Origin of the sequence: Massilia niastensis DSM 21313 (genome assembly GCF_000382345.1) — a bacterium.
Classification (GTDB): domain Bacteria; phylum Pseudomonadota; class Gammaproteobacteria; order Burkholderiales; family Burkholderiaceae_D; genus Telluria; species Telluria niastensis.
This window is the reverse complement of record NZ_KB908082.1, coordinates 1-20,248: the sequence shown is the minus strand read 5'-3', so window position 1 is coordinate 20,248 and position 20,248 is coordinate 1. Positions and strand designations below refer to the sequence as shown.

The following is a 20,248-nucleotide window of genomic DNA, read 5'->3' as shown; positions in this document are numbered from 1 at the left end:
GATGCTACAGGAAGCGCTGTCCGCCGCCGAGTGTGTCGCCCTGCAACTGTCGAACGACACCGAGCGCTATGCGGAACTGGGCCGCAAGCTGCGGTCCACCAACTTCCACAGCGCGGTGACGGTCGCCCGCGGCAGCTCGGACCACGCGTCGAGCTACCTGGCCTACCTGATCATGGCGCGCATGGGCCGCCTGGTGACCTCGCTGCCGATGTCGCTGATCACGCTGTACAAGTCGCCCCTGACCACGCGCGACACCCTGGCCGTGTCGATCTCGCAGTCGGGCCAGAGCCCGGACGTGGTCGAGCCGATCCGCTACTTCCGCGACGGCGGCGCCACCACGGTGGCCCTGGTCAACGATGTCACCTCGCCGCTGGCCCAGACCGCCGAATGGGCGATGCCCCTGCACGCCGGCAAGGAACAGAGCGTGGCCGCGACCAAGAGCTTCATCACCAGCCTGGTCGCCGGCGCGCGCCTGGTCGCCGAATGGCAGAACGACGCCGAGCTGAAGGACGGCATCGCCGCCCTGCCGGACGCCCTGGGCGCAGCCTGCCAGGCCGACTGGTCGGCCGCGATCGAGGTGCTGGCCCCGGCCCGCAACATCATGGTGGTCGGCCGCGGCATCAGCTTCCCGGTCGCCCTCGAATCGGCGCTCAAGTTCAAGGAAACCTCGGCCCTGCAGGCCGAAGCCTTCTCCGGCGCCGAGATCAAGCACGGCCCGATGGCCCTGATCGAGGACGGCTATCCGCTGCTGATCTTCGCGACCCGCGGCCCGGCCCAGGCCGGCCTGGTGGCGCTGGCCGACGAGATGCGCGGGCGCGGCGCGCGCGTGCTGCTGGCGGCGCCCGCCGACATCGCGAGCCGCGACCTGACCCTGCCGACGGCGGCGATTCCCGACCTCGACCCGATCGCGGCGATCCAGGCCTTCTACGTGATGGCGGCCAAGCTGTCGAAGGCGCGCGGCCTCGATCCGGACCGTCCGCGCCACCTGAGCAAGGTCACCAAAACCAACTGAGGGCGGGCGCCATGACCGACTACCTGAGCCTGGCCGGCCAGCTGATGATGGTGCGCCTGTTCGGCACCGAGCTGGATGCGGACACCGACGCCTTCCTGCGCGCCCACAAGGTGCGCGGCGCCTGCCTGTTCCGCCAGAACATGACGGACGCCGCGCAGCTGACCCGCTTCACGGGGGCGCTGCGCGACGCCATGGGGCCCGAGGCCCTGGTCGCCCTCGACCAGGAAGGCGGCGCCGTGGTGCGCTCGACCTGGGTGCCGGCGCCGCCGAGCGCGATGGCGCTGGGCGCGGCCGACGATGTTGAATTGGCGCGCGCGATCGGCGCGGCGGTGGCGCGCGCCGTGCGTGCGCTGGGCTTCAACTGGAACTTCGCGCCGGTGCTGGACCTGAACAACAATCCGCACAACCCCGTCATCGCCGAGCGCTCCTTCGGCGCCGATCCGGAAACCGCCACGCGCATCGCGCTGGCCTGGATGGAAGGCAGCGAATCGGAAGGCGTGGCCTGCTGCGTCAAGCACTTCCCCGGCCATGGCGATACCCACGTCGACTCGCACCGCGACCTGCCGACCGTGGACAAGCCGCTGGCCGAGCTGGAACGCTTCGAGTTCGCGCCCTTCCGCATCGCCGCGCCGAGCGCGCCGGCGGTGATGACCGCCCACATCGTCTACCCTGCCCTCGACCCGGACAATCCGGCCACGATGTCGCGCGCGATCCTGACCGGCATCCTGCGCGAGCAGTTCGGCTACCAGGGCGTGATCATCACCGACGGCATGGACATGCACGCGATCGCGCACCGCTACGGCGCCGGCCAGGCGGCCGTCAACGCCCTGGTGGCGGGCGCCGACATGGTGATGGCGATCGGTGCGCGCGAGACGCAGGTCGAGACCCTGCACGCGATCGCCGCCGCGATCGAAAGCGGGGTGCTGCCGCTGCCCGAAGTCGAGGCGCGCCTGGCGCGGCTGTCCGCGCTGGCCCGGTCGCACCCGGCGGGCGGAGCGGCCTACGCCGCAGATACCGACAGCGCCGACCGCGTCCTGATGGCGCGCGCCTGGCGCGCCGGCCTGACCGCACTGCGCCAGCCGGTCCGCCCGCCGAAAGGCAGCAAGGTGCGCCTGGTGGCGCGCCAGGACGTGGTCAGCGACGGCGTGTCGGAAGCCGGCGTGCCGGCGGCGGCGATCGCCGCCGCGCTCGGTCGCCTGTACGACGTGGAACTGGCGACCTTCGCCGACGCCGAGACCTTCGACTGGAGCGCGCTGCCGCAGGACGGCCGCCTCACGATGCTGGCCTCGACCTCGCGCCGGCGCTACGGTCCGCATGCCCGCGCGACCTGGCGGCCCGACCTTCACATTGCCCTCTGGAATCCGTACCAGGCGCTCGACTTCGATGCCCCGGCGCTGATGACCTATGGCTTCGCGGCGCCGGCGCTGGACGCCGTGGTCGGCTGGCTGGCGGGCGATCTCGACGCGACGGGCCGTTGCCCGGTGCCCGGGTTCGACGGCTGAAGCACGGGAGCGCCACGGCGCCCCTTCTCCCATGCATTGTTCATGCACAAAATCGACACGGCTCAGGCTGTTCGATTCAACCATTTCGGCTTGTCGAGCGTTACAGGAAGGTCCCGTCATCGGAAGATGACACCAAGGTAACGCAATGTAACCGTCGGGGCGTGAAATGACGCTCTGCGGCACAATTGCCGACGCCTGAAAATGGCGTTTTTATGGGACAATGCACGCTTTGTCCGAGTTGGCATTTTCGCTATATTAACGAAAACGCACCCCGCTCATTTTTTGTCTTGATTGAAGGATAATTCATGTCCCAATTCCGTCTTGCCCGCCTCTGCCTGATGCTCGCCGCGATCGGCGTCACCGCCCCGGCCCTGGTCACCAGCGCCCACGCCCAGCAAAAGACCGATGCGCCGGCCGCCGCCGCGGCGGCGAAGGACACCGTTCGTCCCGAGCTGTTCAAGCTGCTCGATCCCGCCGCGATCAAGCCGCTGATGGATGCCAAGAACTATGGCGAGGTGCAGAACCGCATCACCCAGGCGGAAGCCTTCCCGAACCGCACCCCGTACGAAGACTACGTGCTGAACCGCATGAAGCTGTCGCTGGGCTCGGCCACCAACAACAACGCCATCGCCATGCCGGCGCTGGAAGCCGTGATCAACTCGGGCCGCCTGCAGGGCGCCGAGCAGGCCGACTTCATCCAGGCCCTGGCGAACATGCACTACAACGCCAAGGACTACCCGAAAGCGATCGAGTGGTTCAAGCGCTACCAGAAGGACAGCCCGACGCCGGAGAAGATCCGTCCGTCGCTGGTGCGCGCCTACTACCTGAGCGGCGACTTCGCGACCGCGAAGAGCGAACTGCTGCCGATGATCGCCGAGATGGAAAAGGCCGGCAAGACCCCGACCGAGGAAGACCTGCGCCTGCTGGCCTCGGCTTCCAACAAGGTCAAGGATGACGCGGGCTACCTGACCGCGCTCGAGAAGCTGGTGTCCTACTACCCGAACGACGACTTCTGGACCGACGTCCTGAACCGCGGCGTGGCGCGCAAGTCGGGCTTCGACGCACAGGTCAACATGATCAACGTGTACCGTCTCGAGTTCGCTGCGGTCAAGCAGATGGCGCCCGAGGAATACGTCGACCTGGCCGAACTGTCGCTGCGCGACGGCTTCCCGACCGAAGCCAAGAAAGTGATCGAAGCCGGCTATGCCGCGGGCGTGCTGGGCAAGGGCTCCAACGCCAAGACCCACGCCGCGCTGCGCGACAAGGCGAACAAGGGCGCGGCCGACGACGCCAAGAACATCGCCAGCGGCGAAGCCTCGGCCGCCAAGGCCAAGACCGGCGCCGGCCTGGTCAACCTGGGCTGGGCCTACGCCACCATGGACCAGCACGACAAGGGCATCCAGTTCATCCAGCAGGGCATCGCCAAGGGCAGCCTGAAGAACGCGGAAGAAGCCAAGCTGCGCCTGGGCATGGCGCAGGCGCGCGGCGGCAAGACTGCCGAGGCGATCAAGACCTTCGAGTCGGTCAAGGGCGGCGCCGGCGCGGGCGACCTGGCCAAGTACTGGATCCTGCTGCTGAACCAGAAACAGGGCGGCAAGCAGACTGCGGCGATGTAATTCTCGCTGCGCTAAAAGAGCCGGGCTGGTGCCCGGCTTTTTTTCGCCTGTATGGTTTGTTGCTTCGCATTCGGGGTCAGGTCTGTCATTCGGACATGGACGCACAACCCTTGCGAAATCTCAGAACGGTTTAAGTAGGCTGAGATTTTTTCCCACTTTCCGACATGGTCCATGATGCGCCGCTTGCGGTGACAAATGGGAGCCGAGCATTGACGGGTTTGGGATAAACAAGCCAGCATTGTGAGATAGCGCAAAGGTGCTCGATCGGTGTCCGAATGACAGATCTGACCCTGAATGCCGTGGCTGCTGGCTCGACTGATCAACGGCCTGGCTGGCCACGCGTCCCCGTCCAGACACGCGCAATCAGGTAAGGCGGCTTGCCCTTGTCTCCGGCGCCGGAGAAGATGGGATTGCGGTGGAGCTGATTGACCGCCACATACAGCCAGGAGTCCTGACCGAAGTGGGCGTTGTCCGGCCAGAGGAAGCGTGGATCGCGCACCAGCGGGTGCAGCCTGCCATCCTTGGTCAGCATGTCGATGCCGTTGTCCGGCAGATTGGTGAAGAAGTGATTGCCCTCCGCATCAGTGGCTGCACCGTCCGATACCGGCTTGGGACCGGCATTGGCGATGGCGGCGGCGATGCCGGCGTCCGATGCGCCTTCGCGGAACAGGCGTGTCGGCAGCGAATACCAGCGGGTGCCATTCATCGGACCGTAATACAGCGTTTCGCCATCGGCCGACAGGGTGATCGGATTGATGCCGACACGGGCCGGGCCCATCTTGCCGTTCGCATCCGGGAACAGCAAGGACTCCCCTTCCACCACCAGGTCGACATTCTCCGCGGCCAGCGAAGGATGCCCGCGGAAGCGGCGCGCCGTGTTCTTGTTGATGTCCACGACCACGATGGCCGGATCGTCGCCGCAGTCGGCGATGTAGACGAAGCCACGCTCGCCATCGACGGCCAGGTCCTGCAGGATCTGGGTGCGCGGGGCGGCGGCTTTGTCGAAGTCGAAGCGGTATGCCAGCTTGCCGGTAGCAATGTCGAACGCGACCAGTTTCGGTGGCTGCGGCTGGTCCAGCCAGTTGCCGTGATCGATGACCCAGAGACGATCCTTGCTGTCGATGAGCACGCCGTGCGGGGTGTTCAGGACATTCGGGCCGGAACCCGGTGTGCCATTCCAGGCTGCGTCCGGGAATGGCTTGTACGTGTTCTTGCCGGTCACCTCGATCAGTTGTACGGGGCCCCGGCGCATGCCGTGGATGCTGGCGAAGATGCGGCCGTCTTTGCTGGCCGTGACATTGCCAGGCGTGATATCGAGCTCCGCCACGATCTCTACCTGGCCGACGGCTGGCTTGACCTGGGCCTGGTTGGCGCAAGCGGCGAGCGCGAGCGACGACGCCACCGCCAAAAGGAATTGACGCATTTTCTGGTCTCCTGAAAAAGTACTGAAAGGCTGGTAGCGTAGTCAGGCACCGTGCCAAAACGAAGTTAATCGCGGTTAAATTTTCGCCGGGACGTTTACCATAATTATCCGAGCTTTAACCATTGCGATCCTCCGTCTCAGGTAGCCTTGCTCCATGCCATTGGGAAGATGGCGGTTTATTGCGCTAACTATTTTTGAGGAAACGTAAATGGAATCCAAACATGAGCTAACAGGCGGGTCGCATGATCCGCAGCGCCGTGAACTGATGCGCGCTGCGGGAATGGCGACGGTGGCGGGACTTGCCGGACTGTCGGCGGGACTGCCGTCGATGGCGCAAGCCGCTCCCGCCGACGGACGCGGCGTGCTGGGCGCCCGCCTGCAGGGCGTGCAGCATGTCGGCATCACCGTGCAGAACATGGATCGCGCCTTCGAGTTCTATACGCAGGTCTTGGGCGGCACGGAAATCATGCGCGATGGTGATTTCCAGGGCGAAGTCATTCACAACACGCTGCTGCTGACGGAGGAGCTGAAGGCCAGGGAGCGCCAGGTCAACCCGCGCACGCTCGGCATTCCGGACCTGCGCGGCGGGGCCCAGCGCCTCGACGTGCGCTTCATCCAGTTCGACAACGTGGTCATCGAATTGCTGCAGTACCGCGATAGCAGCCAGCCACAGGGAAGTGGCGCCAGCTTCGCGCCGCCGCACGCGAACACCAGTCCCGCCTTCCCGACATCGATGCACGTCTGCTTCTACATCCGCGACGATGTCGACTTCAACCAGTTTGTGCGCGACCTGGAAGCGGAAGCGGCGAAACGCGGCATGGCGAATGTCAAGGCAAACCGCATCATCTCGTCGGCCAGCGAGAAGGAGCGCCTGTCGGCGCCATTGAATTCCATGACCAACCGCATCACCAGCGGCAAGTCCGACGGCTGGACATTGATGTATGCGAAGGGCCCGGAAGGCGAGCAACTGGAGTTCGTGCAGGTGCGCGGGCAGGCCAGGAAGGTGTTCGGCAGGGCCGAGGCGCTCCGCCGCCAGGCAGGCTGATTTCCTCTCGCTTTTTAACCCGGGAATGTGCGCGCCCGAACATTCCCCCTGCCGAGCGCGGCGGATAATCCCGCCAATCACCTCGGAGGCGTCATGACGACCGTACGAAAAGGCCAGGCTCCCGCCAAGCTGGGACGCGAAGAATTCCACCTGCGCTTCCGGCGCGCATTCTACGATCCCGCCTACGACCCGCTGGAAGCACAGCTGGCCGAGATCGAGGAAGTCGCCTGGAGCGCCTACACGGACGGCCGCAAGGCCCCGCGCACGGTCAAGGCCGGTCCCGGCTTCGCCGACCCCGGCTACGACCTGTCGGTCGAGTGGAAGGAGGCGCACGAGCGCCTGCTGGGCGCGGAGCAGCAGCAGAAGGACCCGGCCTCGCGCAACCGCATCCTGCTCATCAACGGCTCGGCGCGCAACGACGGCAGCTGTCCGGGCGAAGCCTCGAAGAGCTGGCGCATGACCAGGCTGGCGTGCGAGGTCCTGGCGGAACAGGGCTTCGAGGCCGACCTGCTCGACCTGAGCCTGCTCACCTCCGACTACGACCGCCACATCCATCCCTGCAAGGGCTGCGTCTCGACCGCCATGCCGCTGTGCCACTGGCCCTGCAGCTGCTACCCGAACAACGCCGAACGCCAGACCGCCGACTGGATGAACGAGATCTACGAGCGCTGGGTGCTGGCCCACGGCGTCATCATCGTCACCCCGGTGTACTGGTACCAGGCGCCCTCGGTGCTCAAGCTGATGATCGACCGCCTGGTGTGCGCCGACGGCGGCAATCCCGATCCGACCTCGACCCAGGGCAAGAAGCCGGAACTGGCCAAGGAGATCGAGCGCGCCGGATGGGACTATCCGAAGCACCTGGCCGGACGCGCCTTCGGGCTGGTGGTGCACGGCGACGTGGCCGGCATCGAAGGCACGCGGCGCTCGCTGTCGGACTGGCTGAACTGGATGGGCCTGGTCGACTCGGGCAGCTTCGGCCAGCTCGACCGTTACGTCGGCTATTACGAATCCTATGCCGACAGCCACGCCACCTTCGACCGCGATACCGCGCTGCAGGAAGAGGTGCGCAATGTCGCGCGCGCGGTGGCGGAGGCGGTGCGCGAGGTGCGCGCCGGCCGCGTGGCCGTCAACACCCACGCCCTGAGGGATCCGCGCCCCAAATAAGGGCCCGGCCTTGGTATCATGCGCCCATTCGCACACCCCTGACAGGCCGCATGACCCCGCTCGCCCAACTGATGTACAACATCGCCGGCACCGCCAAGCTGCCGCTCTACCAGCAGCTGCAGCGCGCGCTGCGCCAGGCGATCGACGAGGGCGCGCTCGGACCTGCCGCCGCCCTCCCCGCCGAGCGCCAGCTGGCGGCCGAACTGGGCATCTCGCGCATCACCGTGCGCAAGGCCATCGATGGGCTGGTGGAGGAAGGCCTGCTGGTGCGCCGGCCCGGCTCGGGCAACTTCATCAACACCCGGATCGAAAAGAACTTCGCCAAGCTGAGCTCGTTTTCGGAGGACATGCGGGCGCGCGGGCGGGTGCCGCGCAGCGTCTGGATCAAGCGCTCGGAGGGACTGGTCACGCCCGAGGAGGCGCTGCGCCTGCGGCTGTCGCCGGGCACCGGGGTGTACCGCTTCCACCGGATCCGCTATGCGGACGAGGTGCCGATGTGCCTCGAATACGCCACCATTGCGGCCTTCGCCCTGCCCTCGCTGGAGGCGGTCGACAATTCGATGTACGAGGCGCTGGAGGCGGCGGGGAACCGGCCGGTGCGGGCCTTGCAGCGCCTGACGGCGCTGCTGCTCAATGCCGAGCAGGCGCGCCTGCTGGAAGCCAGCCAGGGCGATGCGGGACTGTGCGTGGAACGCCTGGGCTTCCTGCGCGACGGGCGCGCGGTGGAATTCTGCCGCTCGTGGTTCCGGGGCGATATGTATGACTTCGTGGCGGAGCTGAACGCGGCTTGAGGCGGCTGGCATGCCAGGCCGCCTCGGCGTGAGCGGTCAGACAGCCGTGAATCCGCCGTCCACCACCAGCTCGTGGCCGTTGACATACGAGGCCTGGTCCGAACACAGCCACAGCGCCGCATTCGCGATCTCCACCGGTTCCGCCACACGCCCCATCGGCTGCGCCGACTCGAGCCGCTTCTCGGTGCCCGGATCGCGCTCGACCATGCGCGCCAGCATCGGCGTGCGCACCGCGGACGGGCACAGCGCGTTGACGCGGATGCCGTCGCGCGCGTACTCGGCGGCCGCGCTCTTGGTCAGGCCGACCACCGCATGCTTGCTGGCGCCGTAGATCGCGCGGTTCGGCGCGGCCACCAGGCCCGACACCGACGCCATGTTGACGATCGCCCCGCTGCCCTGCTTGAGCATCTGGCGCAGCTGGTACTTCATGCACAGCCAGACACCCTTGACGTTGACGCCCATGATGCGGTCGAACTGGTCGTCCTCGGCGTCGGCCAGCGGCTGGCCCTCTTCCTCGACCGCGGCATTGTTGACCGCATAGTCGAGCCGGCCGTAGTAATTGACGGTCTTTTCCACCAGCGCCTCGACGTCCGCCGCGCGGGTGACGTTGCTCTGTACAAAGAGTGCCTTGCCGCCCGACTCGACGATCATCGCCGCGGTCGCATGGCCGCCTTCGATCGAGGTGTCGGCGACGACGACGCTGGCCCCGGAACGGCCGAAGGCCAGGGCGATCGCACGTCCGATCCCGCTGGCCGCACCGGTGACCAGGACGACCTTGCCGGCGAATGGCTTGCCCACCTCCGGCTGCTGCTTGGTATTGCCCTTCATGATACTCCCGCCACTGCAAAATACTTCCGAAAGGAAACATTTTAACGCATGGTCACGACCGTGTCACAGTGTGGGGATAGGTATTTGGTATTGATTTGTATGTACATGTAAGAATTATCCCGGCCCCGCCTTGCCCTGGTCGGCCGCCATGACCACCGACAGCCGGGCCGGGTCGATCGCCTTGCGGAAGGCCGCGTTCAGCTGGGGCAAGCTGACCGCCATCAGCTTGCGCTCGAAAGCCAGCGACCATTCGAAGGTGCGCCCCCGGTACAGGTAGGAGGTCCAGCCGGCCGCCAGGGCGCCATCCTCGGCCCGGGTCTGCTGGCGCTGCTGCATCAGTCCGGACTTGGCGCCGGCCAGTTCGCTGGCCGTGAAGCCCTCCTTCACCGCACGCGCCAGCTCGGCGCGTATGGCGGCGTCCAGCCGCCCCATGTTCTGCGGCGCGGCGATGGCGCTGATCGAGAAGCTGCCTGCGCGGTCCAGGTCGCCCGCCGACAGCTCCGAGCCGCCGCCGTAGGACAGGCCATCCTTCTGGCGGATGCGGTCCATCAGGCGCGACTTCAGTCCGCCGTCGCCGAAGATGTAATTGGCCAGCATCAGGGCCGGATAGTCGGGATCGTCGATGTTCAGGTCCAGGTTCATGCGCGCCGTGTAGAAGCCGTTTTCCTTGTCGGGCGTGTCGAGCGTGCGGGTGGCCGGCGCCACCTCGGCGTGCTTGCGCAGCACCGGCTCCACGTGCTCTTTTGCGCGCCAGGCGCCGAACAGTTCGTCCACCAGGGGCACGACCTCCTTCGGGTCGAAGTCGCCCACGATCGCCATCTCGGCCGGATGGGCGCCGTGGTAGTCGCGGTGGAAGGCCTTCAGCTCCTCCAGGCGCGCGGCCTTGATGTCGGCGATGTCTTCTTCCAGCGTGTTCTCGTGGCGGATGTCGCCGCGCGGGTATTGTTCGAAATGCCGGGCCAGCGCGCGCGTCGCCACGCTCTGCGGTTCGCCGCGGCTGGCTTCCAGGCCGACCAGCGACTGCTGGCGCAGCTGCTCGAATTCGGCTTCCGGGAAAGCCGGCTCCTTCAGCACGTGGGCCACCAGCCTGAGCGCCTCCGGCAGGTTGGCGCGCGTGGTCTGGAAGTGGGCCGGACCGCCGGCGATCTTCAGCTTGTCGAAGGCGTCGGCCAGCTCGGCGCGGCTGTAGCGGGTGGTCCCGCGCATCAGCATCGCCGCGGTCAGGGCCGGCACCGCGCCCTTGCCGAACAGGTTCTTCTCGTCGCCGATGTGCTGGCGCAGGTTCACGGTCACGGTCTCGCCCCGGTTCTTCTTGGGCAGCAGGGCCAGCTTGACGCCGCCGGCGCTGGCGAGCGTGGTGCGCTTCATGATGTTCTGCTGGGTCGGCTCGAAGTCTTCCGACACCAGGCTGGACGCCTCCGGCTTGAAGTCCTGCAGCACGCTCTCGACGCTCGGCGCGGGCGGCAGGACGGCGCGCTGCGGCGCGTCCTCGGGCAGGAAGCTGCCGCTGATCCGGTTACTGCGCAGGAAATAGCGCCCCGAACTGGCGGCCACCTGCTCCGCCGTCACCGTCTTGAGGCGCTCGCGGCCAAGGAAGTACAGGCGCCAGTCGCCCAGCGCGATCACTTCCGACAGCGCCACCCCGACCGCCTGCGGGTCGTTCAGGCTGCGCTCGATGCTGTTCATGGCGGCGCGGCGCACCCGCTCCATTTCCTCCGCCGTGGGCGGACGGCGCGCGATGTCCTCGACCGCCTGGGTCAGCGCCTCGCGCACCGGCTCGACCGGGTCGCCCTTCTTCACCACGGCGCCGAAGAATTGCAGGCCGGGCGCATAGCCGGTCTGGCCGAAGCTGAACACCTGACTCGCCTTGCCGGTCTCGACCAGCAGCTTGTGCAGCCTGCCGTTCGGCGCGTCGCCCATGATCTCGGAGGCGAAGCCGAGCGCATCGGCATCCGGGTGCAGGTCGGACGGGACCTTGTAGCCGACCGCGACGATCTGCACGTCGCCCTGGCGCCGCACCGTGAAGCTGCGCTCGCCGTCCTGGGTGGGTTCGACGGTCCAGAACTGCGGCAGCGTGCGCTTCGGCTTGGGGATCGCGCCGAACAGGCGGCTGATGGTCGCCAGGGTTTCCCGCGGCTCGAACTTGCCGGCCACCAGCAGCACCGCATTGTCCGGCTGGTAATACGTGCGGTAGAAGGCGCGCAGGTTGGCGATCCTGACGTTCTCGATGTCGCTGCGGTTGCCGATCGTCGCGCGGCCGTAGGAATGCCAGTCGTAGGCCACGCTCTGCATGCGCTTGAACAGCACCCCGCCCGGCGAGTTCTCGCCGCTCTCGAACTCGTTGCGCACCACGGTCATCTCGGACGCCAGGTCCTTGTCGGAGATGAAGGAATTGACCATGCGGTCGGCCTCCATCTGCAGCGCCCAGCGCAGGTTGTCGTTCGACGCCTGGAACACTTCGTAGTAGTTGGTGCGGTCGAGCGAGGTGGTGCCGTTGAACTGCATGCCGCGCCCGGAGAATTCACCGGTAATGTCGCGGTTGTTCTTCGCGCCCTTGAACAGCAGGTGCTCGAGCAGGTGCGCCATGCCGGTCTCGCCGTAGTTCTCGTGGCGCGAGCCGACCAGGTAGGTGACGTTGACGGTCACCGTCGGGCGCGAGGCGTCCGGGAACAGCAAGACCTTCAGCCCGTTCGCCAGCCGGTACTCGGTAATGCCCTCGACCGAGGGCCCGAGGCTGACGCCCTTGGGCAGCTGCACAGCCAGGGCCGCGCCGGCCACCACGAAGGCCAGCGCGCCCACCATCACCTGCGCGGCCGCGCCGCGCTTGAAGCTCATCCAATCCATGGCATCCCGTCATTGGGGGCAGGACGCCAACCGTCCCGCCGCGAATCAGGGATGGTAACAGATGGGCACGAGCGGGGCAGCCGGCGCGCCCTCGCGGACGCGCCGTCGTCGACCGACCCGCGTATGTGCTTACTGGCGCGCCCGCCGTTCGTGGGCCTGTTGCCAGGAACTGATGCGCGACAGCTCGCCCATCTCCTCGGCCAGGAATTCGAGCAGGTCGTCGGAGCTGACGATGCCGCTCAGGATGCCGGACGCATCGACCACCGGCACCCGCCGGATGCCGCGCAGGCGCATGCGTTCGATGGTCTCGTACACATCGTCGGTCTCGCTCGCGGTGAGCAGGTCTTCGCTCATGACGTCGCCTGCCAGCAGGCTGCCCGGATCGAGTCCGGGCGCGATGACGGAAACCACGATGTCGCGGTCGGTCAGGATACCGATTGGAACTTTGCCGCCGCCATTGCCCTCGACCACGATCAGGTCGCCGACATGGTGCATGCGCATGAGGATGGCTGCGTCCTGCACGGTGTCGTCGCGGGAACAGCAGACGGTGTGGACGGTACAGATTTCACCGATGTTCATGACTCCCTCCCTCGTCTTGACAGGCGTAGTCTAAAACGAAACTGGCGCTTTGACATAATCAAAGCGCCAGTGGGATCCGGGATGTAGAGCGCCTAACAAAACCCCATGGCGACCTTGCATCGTCTCGCCGTACAACAGTACTGTCTTCGACGATGCGCCTTGCCCTGTGGGTTTTGTTAAACGCTCTCAGGCTGCGCCGGGTTTCTTCTCGCCCGGCAAGGGAACGAAGCAGGCATCGACCACCTGCAAATCGTTGTCCTTGGCAAAGCTGACGACGAAGTGGTAGGCCATCGGCTCGATCGTGCGCAGCCGGTGGTCGACCACCACCGCCTTGGTGCCATTGACCACCGTCGGGTGGACGTAAGGAGAGAACTTCAGGTGGGCATCCAGGCCGCTCGAGCCTGGGCAAAAGCAGGACATGACGCCGCACAGGCGTTCCGCCCAGTCGCTCGGGCGAAATTGCCTGCCTTTGTTCGTGATGCCCATGATAAAAAACTCTCCAGTGAGCTCTTTATCCGTGGTTTGGGGTAACTCGGCCATAGTGCTGCTTGCTCAAACAGAAAGTACTGCGTGGATGAGAACAACCTCAGCCCAGTATTATATCTTATAGAAGACTTGGGCACGAGCCCGCGCGCCATTTTCAGCCAAGCCAGACCACGCTCGACGTCAGCAGCAACAGGATCATCCATAATATCAGGGCGCGCCACACGAGTCCCACTGTACTTTGGAGAGCGCGCAAATTCGGCTCCTCGCCCGGCAACACCTCGGTATCGCTGTCGCTCAGGTCCACCGTGGCGGCGTCGGCCGGCAGCAGCTGGGGCGCGTTCTCGTTCGGGGTGCCGAGGCGCACGCCCATCGCGCCGCCGCCGGCGGCCAGGATGATGCCGCGCGATTCGTCGGCCCAACGGTTGGCAAAATTGCGCCAGGCATAGATGGCGTCCTCGAAGTTGCCGACCACGGCAAACGCGATCGCGGTCAGGCGCACCGGAATCCAGTCGATCCAGTAGAAGGCGCGCGCGGCGAACTGGCCGAAGGCTTCGTTGCGCATGTGGTCCGGCTCGTTCCAGGCGCGCGCCAGGTATTCCGACACGCGGTACATCACGGCGCCCGCCGGGCCCAGCGGCATCAGGAACCAGAAGAACACGCCGAACACGTTGCGGTGCGTCGTGATCAGGGCTTTCTCGACCGCCACCCGTGCGATCTCGGTGGCGTCCATGCCGACCGTGTCGAGGCGGGTCCACTCCGCCAGCAGGCTGCGGGCGCTGGCTTCGTCGCCCGAATTCAGGGCCAGCTGGATCGAGGTGAAGTAATGGCTGTAGTGGCGGAAGCCGAGGGTCAGGTAGACGATCAGGACGTTCCAGGCAAAGGCCAGGAACACCAGGTTGTAGTGCATGAACACCCACCAGACCAGCCAGGTCGGCAGCATCAGCGCCGCCATCATCAGGATCCAGCCCATGCGGCCGTTGCGCCGCTCGCCCGCGTTGAACCAGCCCTCGATGCGCATGGCAAAACCCTTGATGCCACCGTAGACCTGGTTATCCGCGCGCAGCGGTTTCAGCTGCTCGATCAGCAAGGCGCACAGGATAGAAAAGAATGTCATTCAGGAACCCTTTTTTGTTATCGCATTACAACTGCCCGCTAAGATAGCGCAGTGGGCCGCCATAATCAAATTTGGACCTGTAAGAAAGTTTTACGCGCGCAAGTAATGGAACAGGTTGCGCAGCATGGCGGCGGTCGCGCCCCAGATGAAGTATTGTTCATATGGCATCGCATAGAAGCTGCGGCGGCCGGACGTGGGCAGGTCGAGCGTGCGGCGCTGGTGGTTCAGGCCATCCATCAGGAAGGCCAGCGGCACTTCGAAGACTTCGGCGACTTCGTTCGGGTCGGGCAGCAGCGCGAACGGCGGCGCGACCAGCGCGACCACCGGGGTCACGCGATAGGCGCTGATGGTGGTGTGATCGGGCAGCACGCCGATGATCTCGACGTGGCGGCGGTGCAGGCCGATCTCTTCCTCGGTCTCGCGCAATGCGGTCTCGATCGGCGAAGAGTCGAGCTCCTCGGTGCGTCCGCCCGGGAAGCTGATCTGGCCGGCATGGCTGGACAGGTGATCGGTGCGGCGCGTGAACAGCACCGTCAGGCCTTCGGGACGCATGACCAGCGGCACCAGCACGGCGGCGCAGCGCAGGCGCTGGCCGCGCAGCATGAGCACTTCTTCCGACACTTCGGGTTGCCACTCCAGGGTTTGCGCAAAGCGTGCGCGCAGCGCGGCCGCCGTCAGGCGCTCCGGCACGACGGGCGCTTCGCCGGCCAGGCCGGCAAGCGGCATCTGGGTGGGGTCGAATACGAGTTTGACCAATGGCTTCCCCCTCTTATCGAATTCGTATTGTGAGCGTCGAAAAAGAAAAAGGCATCCTTGCGGATGCCTTTTTCAGGACGCGGACGCTATTACTTGGCGGCCGTGGTCGCGGCGCGACGGTTCGGCAGCTTTTCTTTGATACGCGCCGATTTGCCCGAACGCTCACGCAGGTAGTACAGCTTCGCACGACGCACGTCACCACGGCGCTTCACTTCGATCGAAGCGATCAGCGGCGAGTACAGCTGGAACGTACGCTCGACGCCTTCGCCCGACGAGATCTTGCGAACGATGAAGTTCGAGTTCAGGCCGCGGTTACGACGCGAGATGACCACGCCTTCGTATGCCTGGGCGCGCTTGCGGTTGCCTTCGACGACGTTGACGCTGACGACAACGGTGTCGCCCGGTGCGAAATCAGGGATGTTGCGGCCGAGGCGCGCAATTTCTTCTTGCTCGAGTTGCTGGATCAGATCCATTTGTAGACTCCATAAACCATCGTGCTGGCGCTACCTTCGCCCAGTAGAGGATGGGGTTGACCACATGGGCAACATGCCCGCGCGGTTCATGCGAAAAACGCATTCCTTACACGGCAGGCTTGTTCATGCCTGCCAAAAACTTTTCATCGAGCGCGGTGAGCTGGCCGGCGGCGCGCGCCTGCTCCAGCAAATCCGGCCGCTTCTTCGCGGTCGCCTCCAGCATGCGCTGGCGGCGCCACTTCATGATCTCGGCGTGGTTCCCGCCCAGCAGCACCGGCGGAACCGGCTCGCCGTCATAGACTTCAGGCCGCGTATAGTGCGGCGAATCGAGCAGGCCGTTGACGAAGCTGTCCTCGACCGCCGAGGCATCGTCGCCCAGCACACCGGGCAGCAGGCGCACCACGGCATCCATCAGGGCCATCGCCGGCAACTCGCCGCCCGACAGCACGAAGTCGCCGAGCGAGATTTCCTCGTCGACGCAGCGGTCCAGCAGGCGCTGGTCCACCGCTTCGTAGCGGCCGCACAGCAGCACGAGGCCGGGCTCGTTCTTCAGTGCCATCGCGCGCTCGTGGGTCAGCGGTTTGCCTTGCGGCGACATGAACACCACACGCGGCGCGGGCAGGCCCAGGTCGACCTGCCTTTGCTTGGCCGCATTGATCGCGGCTTCGAGCGGTTTTGCCAGCATCACCATGCCGGGGCCGCCGCCATAGGGGCGATCGTCCACGGTGCGGTGGCGGTCCTGCGTGAAATCGCGCGGATTCCAGATCGACAGGCCCCAGCGCTGCTGCTCGAAGGCGCGCCGGGTCACACCCGACTGCGTCAACGCGGCGAACATCTCTGGGAACAAGCTCACGACGTCAAACTGCATCGGGATCCCGCTCCGGGTTGGATGGGCTCAAAAATCGAGGCCCCAGTCCAGGGTAATCAGTCTTGCTTCGAGGTCGACGTTCTTGACGAACTGGTCGACAAACGGCACGAGGCGCTCGGACGCTTTCGCATCAGGCGCATCGGGGTTGACCTGCGGCGTGATGCGCAGGATCGACTGCGCGCCGTTGTGCATCATGTCGGCCACCTTGCCGAGCGCTTCGCCCTGCAGGTTGACCACATCGAGGCCGATCAGGTCGGACCAGTAATACTCGTCTTCCTCGAGCTCGGGGAACTCGCTGCGCGCCACCTGGACGGAAGCGCCTTTGAGCGCCTCGGCCTCGTTGCGGTCACGCATGCCGACCAGGGTTGCAACGACGTCGCCGCCGTGCAGCTTGGCACTCCGTACGGTGACGGCGTGCAGGGTCGGCTTGTCGAGCCACCAGGTCTTGATGTTCAGCAGCGCGTCCGCGTCGTCCGAATAAGGGGAGACACGGATGCCACCCACGATTCCATACGCACCGGTCACGTGCCCGACCTGAACCAGGTCGTCGGGGATTTGCACCCCGCTTGCTGCTGAATCAGTCAAGACTTGAACTACCTTGCCTGCTTTAATTAAGCAGCCGGCTTCTGGCCAGCGACCAGGCGAGCAACGGTCGGCGACAGTTGTGCGCCAACGCCTTGCCAGTGAGCCAGACGGTCAGCAGCGATACGCAGGCCGACTTCGGCGCCCGAAGCCATCGGGTTGTAGAAGCCGATGCGCTCGATGAAACGACCATCGCGACGGTTGCGCGAATCGGTTGCAACGATATTGAAGAACGGGCGCTTTTTAGCGCCACCACGAGCCAAACGAATAACGACCATAATAATTCCGAAAAAGTTGTGCTGGACGAAGAAAGTCGACGATTATAGCGCGCGACACCGCACAGCAGCAAGCGTTAATGACAACAGGGCGCGCAGTCCCGCCGAATCAAACATTATGGCCTATTTTTCGCCACACCGCCACCGCGATCCCGCTCCGCCGGCCAGCTTCGGGCAAAAACCTGCCATTTGCATCATTTTGGGTGATACTCTTGGCTTTCCTGAACAATTGGCAACATTCATGGCCGTCAAGCACAAGAACAAGACCGTCGCCACCCTGCTCGCCCTGCTGCTGGGCGGGTTCGGGGTGCACCGCTTCTACCTGAAGGGCGGCACCGACCGCCTGGGACTGCTGCACCTGTGCAGCGTGCCGGTCACCGGGATCCTGGTGGGGGCGGTGAAGCCGCATCCCTTCTATGTGCTGCTGCCCCTGCTGGTGTCCTACGTTGCCGGGTTCATCGAGGCGCTGGTGATCGGGCTGACGCCGGATGAGAAGTGGGATGCGCAGCATAACGCGGGCAGCGGGCGGCAGTCGCGCTCGAACTGGGTGCTGGCGCTGACGCTGGTGCTGACCGTGATGGTGGGGGCGGTGGTGCTGATCGGGACGATTGCGCGCCTGTTCGATCTGCTGTACACGGGCGGGGCGTACGGCTGATACCATAAAAAGAGCAGCCCGCAGGTTGCTCTTTCATTTACCACATCGGAACGCCTCAGAACTGCTCGACGTCCAGCGCCAGCACACCCGCCGCGTCTTCCACGATCGCGATGCGCAGCCCATCCGCCTGCGACAGCACATGATCGCCGAAGAAGCGCGCCGTCGCGATCTTCGCGCGCAGGAAGGCGGCATCGCCCTCCCCCGCACCCAGCTTCCGACTGGCCACCAGCGCCGCGCGCGCCATCTGCCAGCCGCCCAGCACGATGCCGGCCAGCTTCAGGTAGGGCACGCTGCCCGCGAACACCGCGCGCACATCCGATCTGGCGTTCGCCACCACGAAGTCCACCACCTGCTCCAGCGCCGCGCTGCCGGCCGCCAGGCGGTCCGCCAGCGCCGCAAAGTCGGCGCCCTGCACTTCGCGCAGCTGGGCTTCGGTCGCGCGCACCTGGGCGATCAGCGACTTCGCCACGGCGCCGCCGTCGCGCACGGTCTTGCGGCCGACCAGGTCATTGGCCTGGATCGCGGTCGTGCCTTCGTAGATGGTCAGGATCTTGGCGTCGCGGTAGTGCTGGGCCGCGCCGGTCTCCTCGATGAAGCCCATGCCGCCGTGTACCTGCACGCCGTCGCGCGCGACGTTCTCGGACATCTCGGTCGACCAGCCCTTGATGACCGGGACCAGGTATTCGTACACCGCGAGATTGGCCTTGCGGGTCGCTTCGTCGGCGTGGCTGTGCGCGATGTCGGAGATGCCCGCGCCCACGTAGGCCAGCGCGCGCGCCGCCTCGGTCTGGGAGCGCATCGACATCAGCATGCGGCGCACGTCCGGGTGGTGGATGATCGCCACCGGGCCCGGCGAGCCGGCCACTTCGCGCGACTGGATACGCTCTTTCGCGAAGGCGGCCGCCTGCTGGTAGGCGCGCTCGGCCAGGCCGACGCCCTGCATGCCGACGCCGAAGCGGGCCGCGTTCATCATGATGAACATGTATTCCAGGCCGCGGTTCTCCTCGCCCACCAGGGTGCCGATCGCGCCGCCGTGGTCGCCGAACTGCAGCACCGCGGTCGGGCTGGCCTTGATGCCCAGCTTGTGTTCGATCGAGACGCAGTGCGCATCGTTGCGCGCGCCCAGCGAGCCGTCCGCATTGACCAGGAACTTCGGCACGATGAACAGCGAGATGCCCTTCACGCCCGGCGGCGCGTCAGGCGTACGCGCCAGCACCAGGTGGATGATGTTCTCCGCCATGTCGTGCTCGCCGTAGGTGATGAAGATCTTGGTGCCGTAGACCTTGAAGGTGCCGTCGCCCTGCGGCACGGCGCGGGTGCGCACGGCGGCCAGGTCGGAGCCGGCCTGCGGCTCGGTCAGGTTCATGGTGCCGGTCCACTTGCCCGAGATGAGCGGCTCGAGGAACAACGCCTTCTGCTCGTCGGAACCCGCGGTCAGCAGCGCCTCGATGGCGCCGTCGGTCAGCAGCGGCGCCAGCGCGAACGACAGGTTGGCGGCGTGCAGCATTTCCATGCAGGGGGTGGCCACCAGCTTCGGCAGGCCCTGGCCGCCGAATTCCTGCGGATGCTGGACGCCCTGCCAGCCCGCCTCGCCGAAGGCGCGGAAGGCTTCGCGGAAGCCCTTCGAGGTGGTGACGCTGCCATCCTTCCAGAAGCTCGGCTCCTTGTCGCCGGCATGGTTCAGCGGGGCGATGACTTCGCCGCAGAACTTCGCGTTCTCTTCGAGGACCGCCTCGACGGTGTCGGCGGTCGCGTCCTCACAGCCGGGCAACTGGTTGATCTGGGCCAGGTTGGCCAGTTCGTTCAGCACGAACTGCATGTCTTTCAGCGGGGCTTTGTAGCTCACCTTTGTCTCCTGATTGTAAATCTGTACGCGTCATGCAAAACGTCGTTCCGGCGTGCGCTGGAACGACGTGTTTGACTGGTCTGGCAACGGGCAACGCAGTAACGCATTGCCCATGGCGCCGATTAACCCAGTTCCTTGACCAGTTGCGGCACGACCTCGAACAGGTCGCCCACCAGGCCGTAGTCCGCCACCGAGAAGATCGGCGCTTCCGGATCCTTGTTGATGGCGACGATGGTCTTCGAATCCTTCATGCCGGCCAAATGCTGGATCGCGCCCGAGATGCCGACCGCGATGTACAGGGTCGGGGCGACGATCTTGCCGGTCTGGCCCACCTGCCAGTCGTTCGGCACGAAGCCCGCGTCGACCGCTGCGCGCGAGGCGCCCATGGC

General features: G+C 65.8%; 20 protein-coding genes. 7 read left to right on the top strand and 13 right to left on the bottom strand.

All coding sequences use genetic code 11. The features are described from left to right. Position 1: 1 nt before the first annotated feature. The 3 genes from H162_RS0105600 to H162_RS0105590 all read left to right on the top strand — a co-directional run bounded on the left by H162_RS0105600 (position 2) and on the right by H162_RS0105590 (position 4,130). A complete protein-coding gene (locus tag H162_RS0105600) occupies positions 2-1,012 on the top strand; it encodes an SIS domain-containing protein (RefSeq protein ID WP_211223686.1) in 1,011 nt (336 codons plus the stop codon). 11 nt (positions 1,013-1,023) lie between these two features. Then, positions 1,024-2,514, top strand: a complete 1,491-nt coding sequence (nagZ, locus tag H162_RS0105595; protein WP_020652470.1) for a beta-N-acetylhexosaminidase — start codon at positions 1,024-1,026, stop codon at positions 2,512-2,514. A gap of 305 nt (positions 2,515-2,819) precedes the next feature. Further along, positions 2,820-4,130, top strand: coding sequence for a tetratricopeptide repeat protein (locus H162_RS0105590; protein WP_020652469.1), 1,311 nt, complete (start codon positions 2,820-2,822; stop codon positions 4,128-4,130). A gap of 319 nt (positions 4,131-4,449) precedes the next feature. On the opposite strand, the gene H162_RS0105585 is transcribed toward H162_RS0105590, so the two are convergent. Continuing rightward, on the bottom strand, positions 4,450-5,553 hold the full coding sequence (locus H162_RS0105585; protein ID WP_026354270.1) for an L-dopachrome tautomerase-related protein: 1,104 nt from the start codon (positions 5,551-5,553) through the stop codon (positions 4,450-4,452). Positions 5,554-5,761: 208 nt separating this feature from the next. Here H162_RS0105585 and H162_RS30180 point away from each other — a divergent pair, with 208 nt between their 5' ends. The 3 genes from H162_RS30180 to H162_RS0105570 all read left to right on the top strand — a co-directional run bounded on the left by H162_RS30180 (position 5,762) and on the right by H162_RS0105570 (position 8,553). Next, a complete protein-coding gene (locus H162_RS30180) occupies positions 5,762-6,598 on the top strand; it encodes a VOC family protein (RefSeq protein ID WP_040786567.1) in 837 nt (278 codons plus the stop codon). Between the two features lie 93 nt (positions 6,599-6,691). Continuing rightward, positions 6,692-7,762 carry a flavodoxin family protein gene (locus tag H162_RS0105575; protein WP_020652466.1) on the top strand — a complete coding sequence of 357 codons (1,071 nt, stop codon included), beginning with the start codon at positions 6,692-6,694 and terminating at the stop codon, positions 7,760-7,762. 50 nt (positions 7,763-7,812) lie between these two features. Further along, complete coding sequence (locus tag H162_RS0105570) at positions 7,813-8,553, top strand: GntR family transcriptional regulator (RefSeq protein WP_020652465.1); 741 nt, start codon at positions 7,813-7,815, stop codon at positions 8,551-8,553. A gap of 36 nt (positions 8,554-8,589) precedes the next feature. Here H162_RS0105570 and H162_RS0105565 read toward each other — a convergent pair whose 3' ends face one another. The 10 genes from H162_RS0105565 to rpsP all read right to left on the bottom strand — a co-directional run bounded on the left by H162_RS0105565 (position 8,590) and on the right by rpsP (position 17,361). Continuing rightward, positions 8,590-9,381, bottom strand: a complete 792-nt coding sequence (locus H162_RS0105565; RefSeq protein WP_020652464.1) for an SDR family oxidoreductase — start codon at positions 9,379-9,381, stop codon at positions 8,590-8,592. 114 nt (positions 9,382-9,495) lie between these two features. Then, positions 9,496-12,216, bottom strand: a complete 2,721-nt coding sequence (locus H162_RS0105560) for a M16 family metallopeptidase (RefSeq protein WP_020652463.1) — start codon at positions 12,214-12,216, stop codon at positions 9,496-9,498. A gap of 138 nt (positions 12,217-12,354) precedes the next feature. Continuing rightward, positions 12,355-12,804, bottom strand: coding sequence for a CBS domain-containing protein (locus H162_RS0105555; RefSeq protein ID WP_020652462.1), 450 nt, complete (start codon positions 12,802-12,804; stop codon positions 12,355-12,357). A gap of 186 nt (positions 12,805-12,990) precedes the next feature. Then, the gene (locus tag H162_RS0105550; RefSeq protein WP_020652461.1) at positions 12,991-13,290 is read right to left on the bottom strand and encodes a DUF3579 domain-containing protein; all 300 of its coding nucleotides are present in this window, start codon (positions 13,288-13,290) and stop codon (positions 12,991-12,993) included. A 154-nt stretch (positions 13,291-13,444) separates the two neighbouring features. Continuing rightward, positions 13,445-14,404 carry a CobD/CbiB family protein gene (locus H162_RS0105545; RefSeq protein ID WP_026354267.1) on the bottom strand — a complete coding sequence of 320 codons (960 nt, stop codon included), beginning with the start codon at positions 14,402-14,404 and terminating at the stop codon, positions 13,445-13,447. A gap of 90 nt (positions 14,405-14,494) precedes the next feature. Then, on the bottom strand, positions 14,495-15,160 hold the full coding sequence (locus H162_RS0105540; protein ID WP_020652459.1) for a CoA pyrophosphatase: 666 nt from the start codon (positions 15,158-15,160) through the stop codon (positions 14,495-14,497). An 89-nt stretch (positions 15,161-15,249) separates the two neighbouring features. Beyond that, positions 15,250-15,633, bottom strand: coding sequence for a 50S ribosomal protein L19 (gene rplS, locus H162_RS0105535; RefSeq protein ID WP_020652458.1), 384 nt, complete (start codon positions 15,631-15,633; stop codon positions 15,250-15,252). A 106-nt stretch (positions 15,634-15,739) separates the two neighbouring features. Beyond that, complete coding sequence (gene trmD, locus H162_RS0105530) at positions 15,740-16,501, bottom strand: tRNA (guanosine(37)-N1)-methyltransferase TrmD (protein ID WP_026354266.1); 762 nt, start codon at positions 16,499-16,501, stop codon at positions 15,740-15,742. 27 nt (positions 16,502-16,528) lie between these two features. Then, complete coding sequence (gene rimM, locus H162_RS0105525; protein ID WP_026354265.1) at positions 16,529-17,062, bottom strand: ribosome maturation factor RimM; 534 nt, start codon at positions 17,060-17,062, stop codon at positions 16,529-16,531. Between the two features lie 50 nt (positions 17,063-17,112). Then, complete coding sequence (gene rpsP, locus H162_RS33095; RefSeq protein ID WP_084676942.1) at positions 17,113-17,361, bottom strand: 30S ribosomal protein S16; 249 nt, start codon at positions 17,359-17,361, stop codon at positions 17,113-17,115. A 238-nt stretch (positions 17,362-17,599) separates the two neighbouring features. Between rpsP and H162_RS0105520 the strand changes: the two genes are divergently transcribed. After that, positions 17,600-18,013: an NINE protein gene (locus tag H162_RS0105520; RefSeq protein ID WP_020652455.1), complete on the top strand. Its 414-nt coding sequence runs from the start codon at positions 17,600-17,602 to the stop codon at positions 18,011-18,013. A gap of 55 nt (positions 18,014-18,068) precedes the next feature. Here the strand turns inward: H162_RS0105520 and H162_RS0105515 are convergent, their stop codons facing one another. Both H162_RS0105515 and H162_RS30175 read right to left on the bottom strand, forming a co-directional pair. Continuing rightward, positions 18,069-19,859, bottom strand: a complete 1,791-nt coding sequence (locus tag H162_RS0105515) for an acyl-CoA dehydrogenase (protein WP_020652454.1) — start codon at positions 19,857-19,859, stop codon at positions 18,069-18,071. A gap of 122 nt (positions 19,860-19,981) precedes the next feature. Then, on the bottom strand, positions 19,982-20,248 hold a 267-nt coding region (locus H162_RS30175), incomplete at its 5' end, for an electron transfer flavoprotein subunit alpha/FixB family protein (protein WP_040786560.1).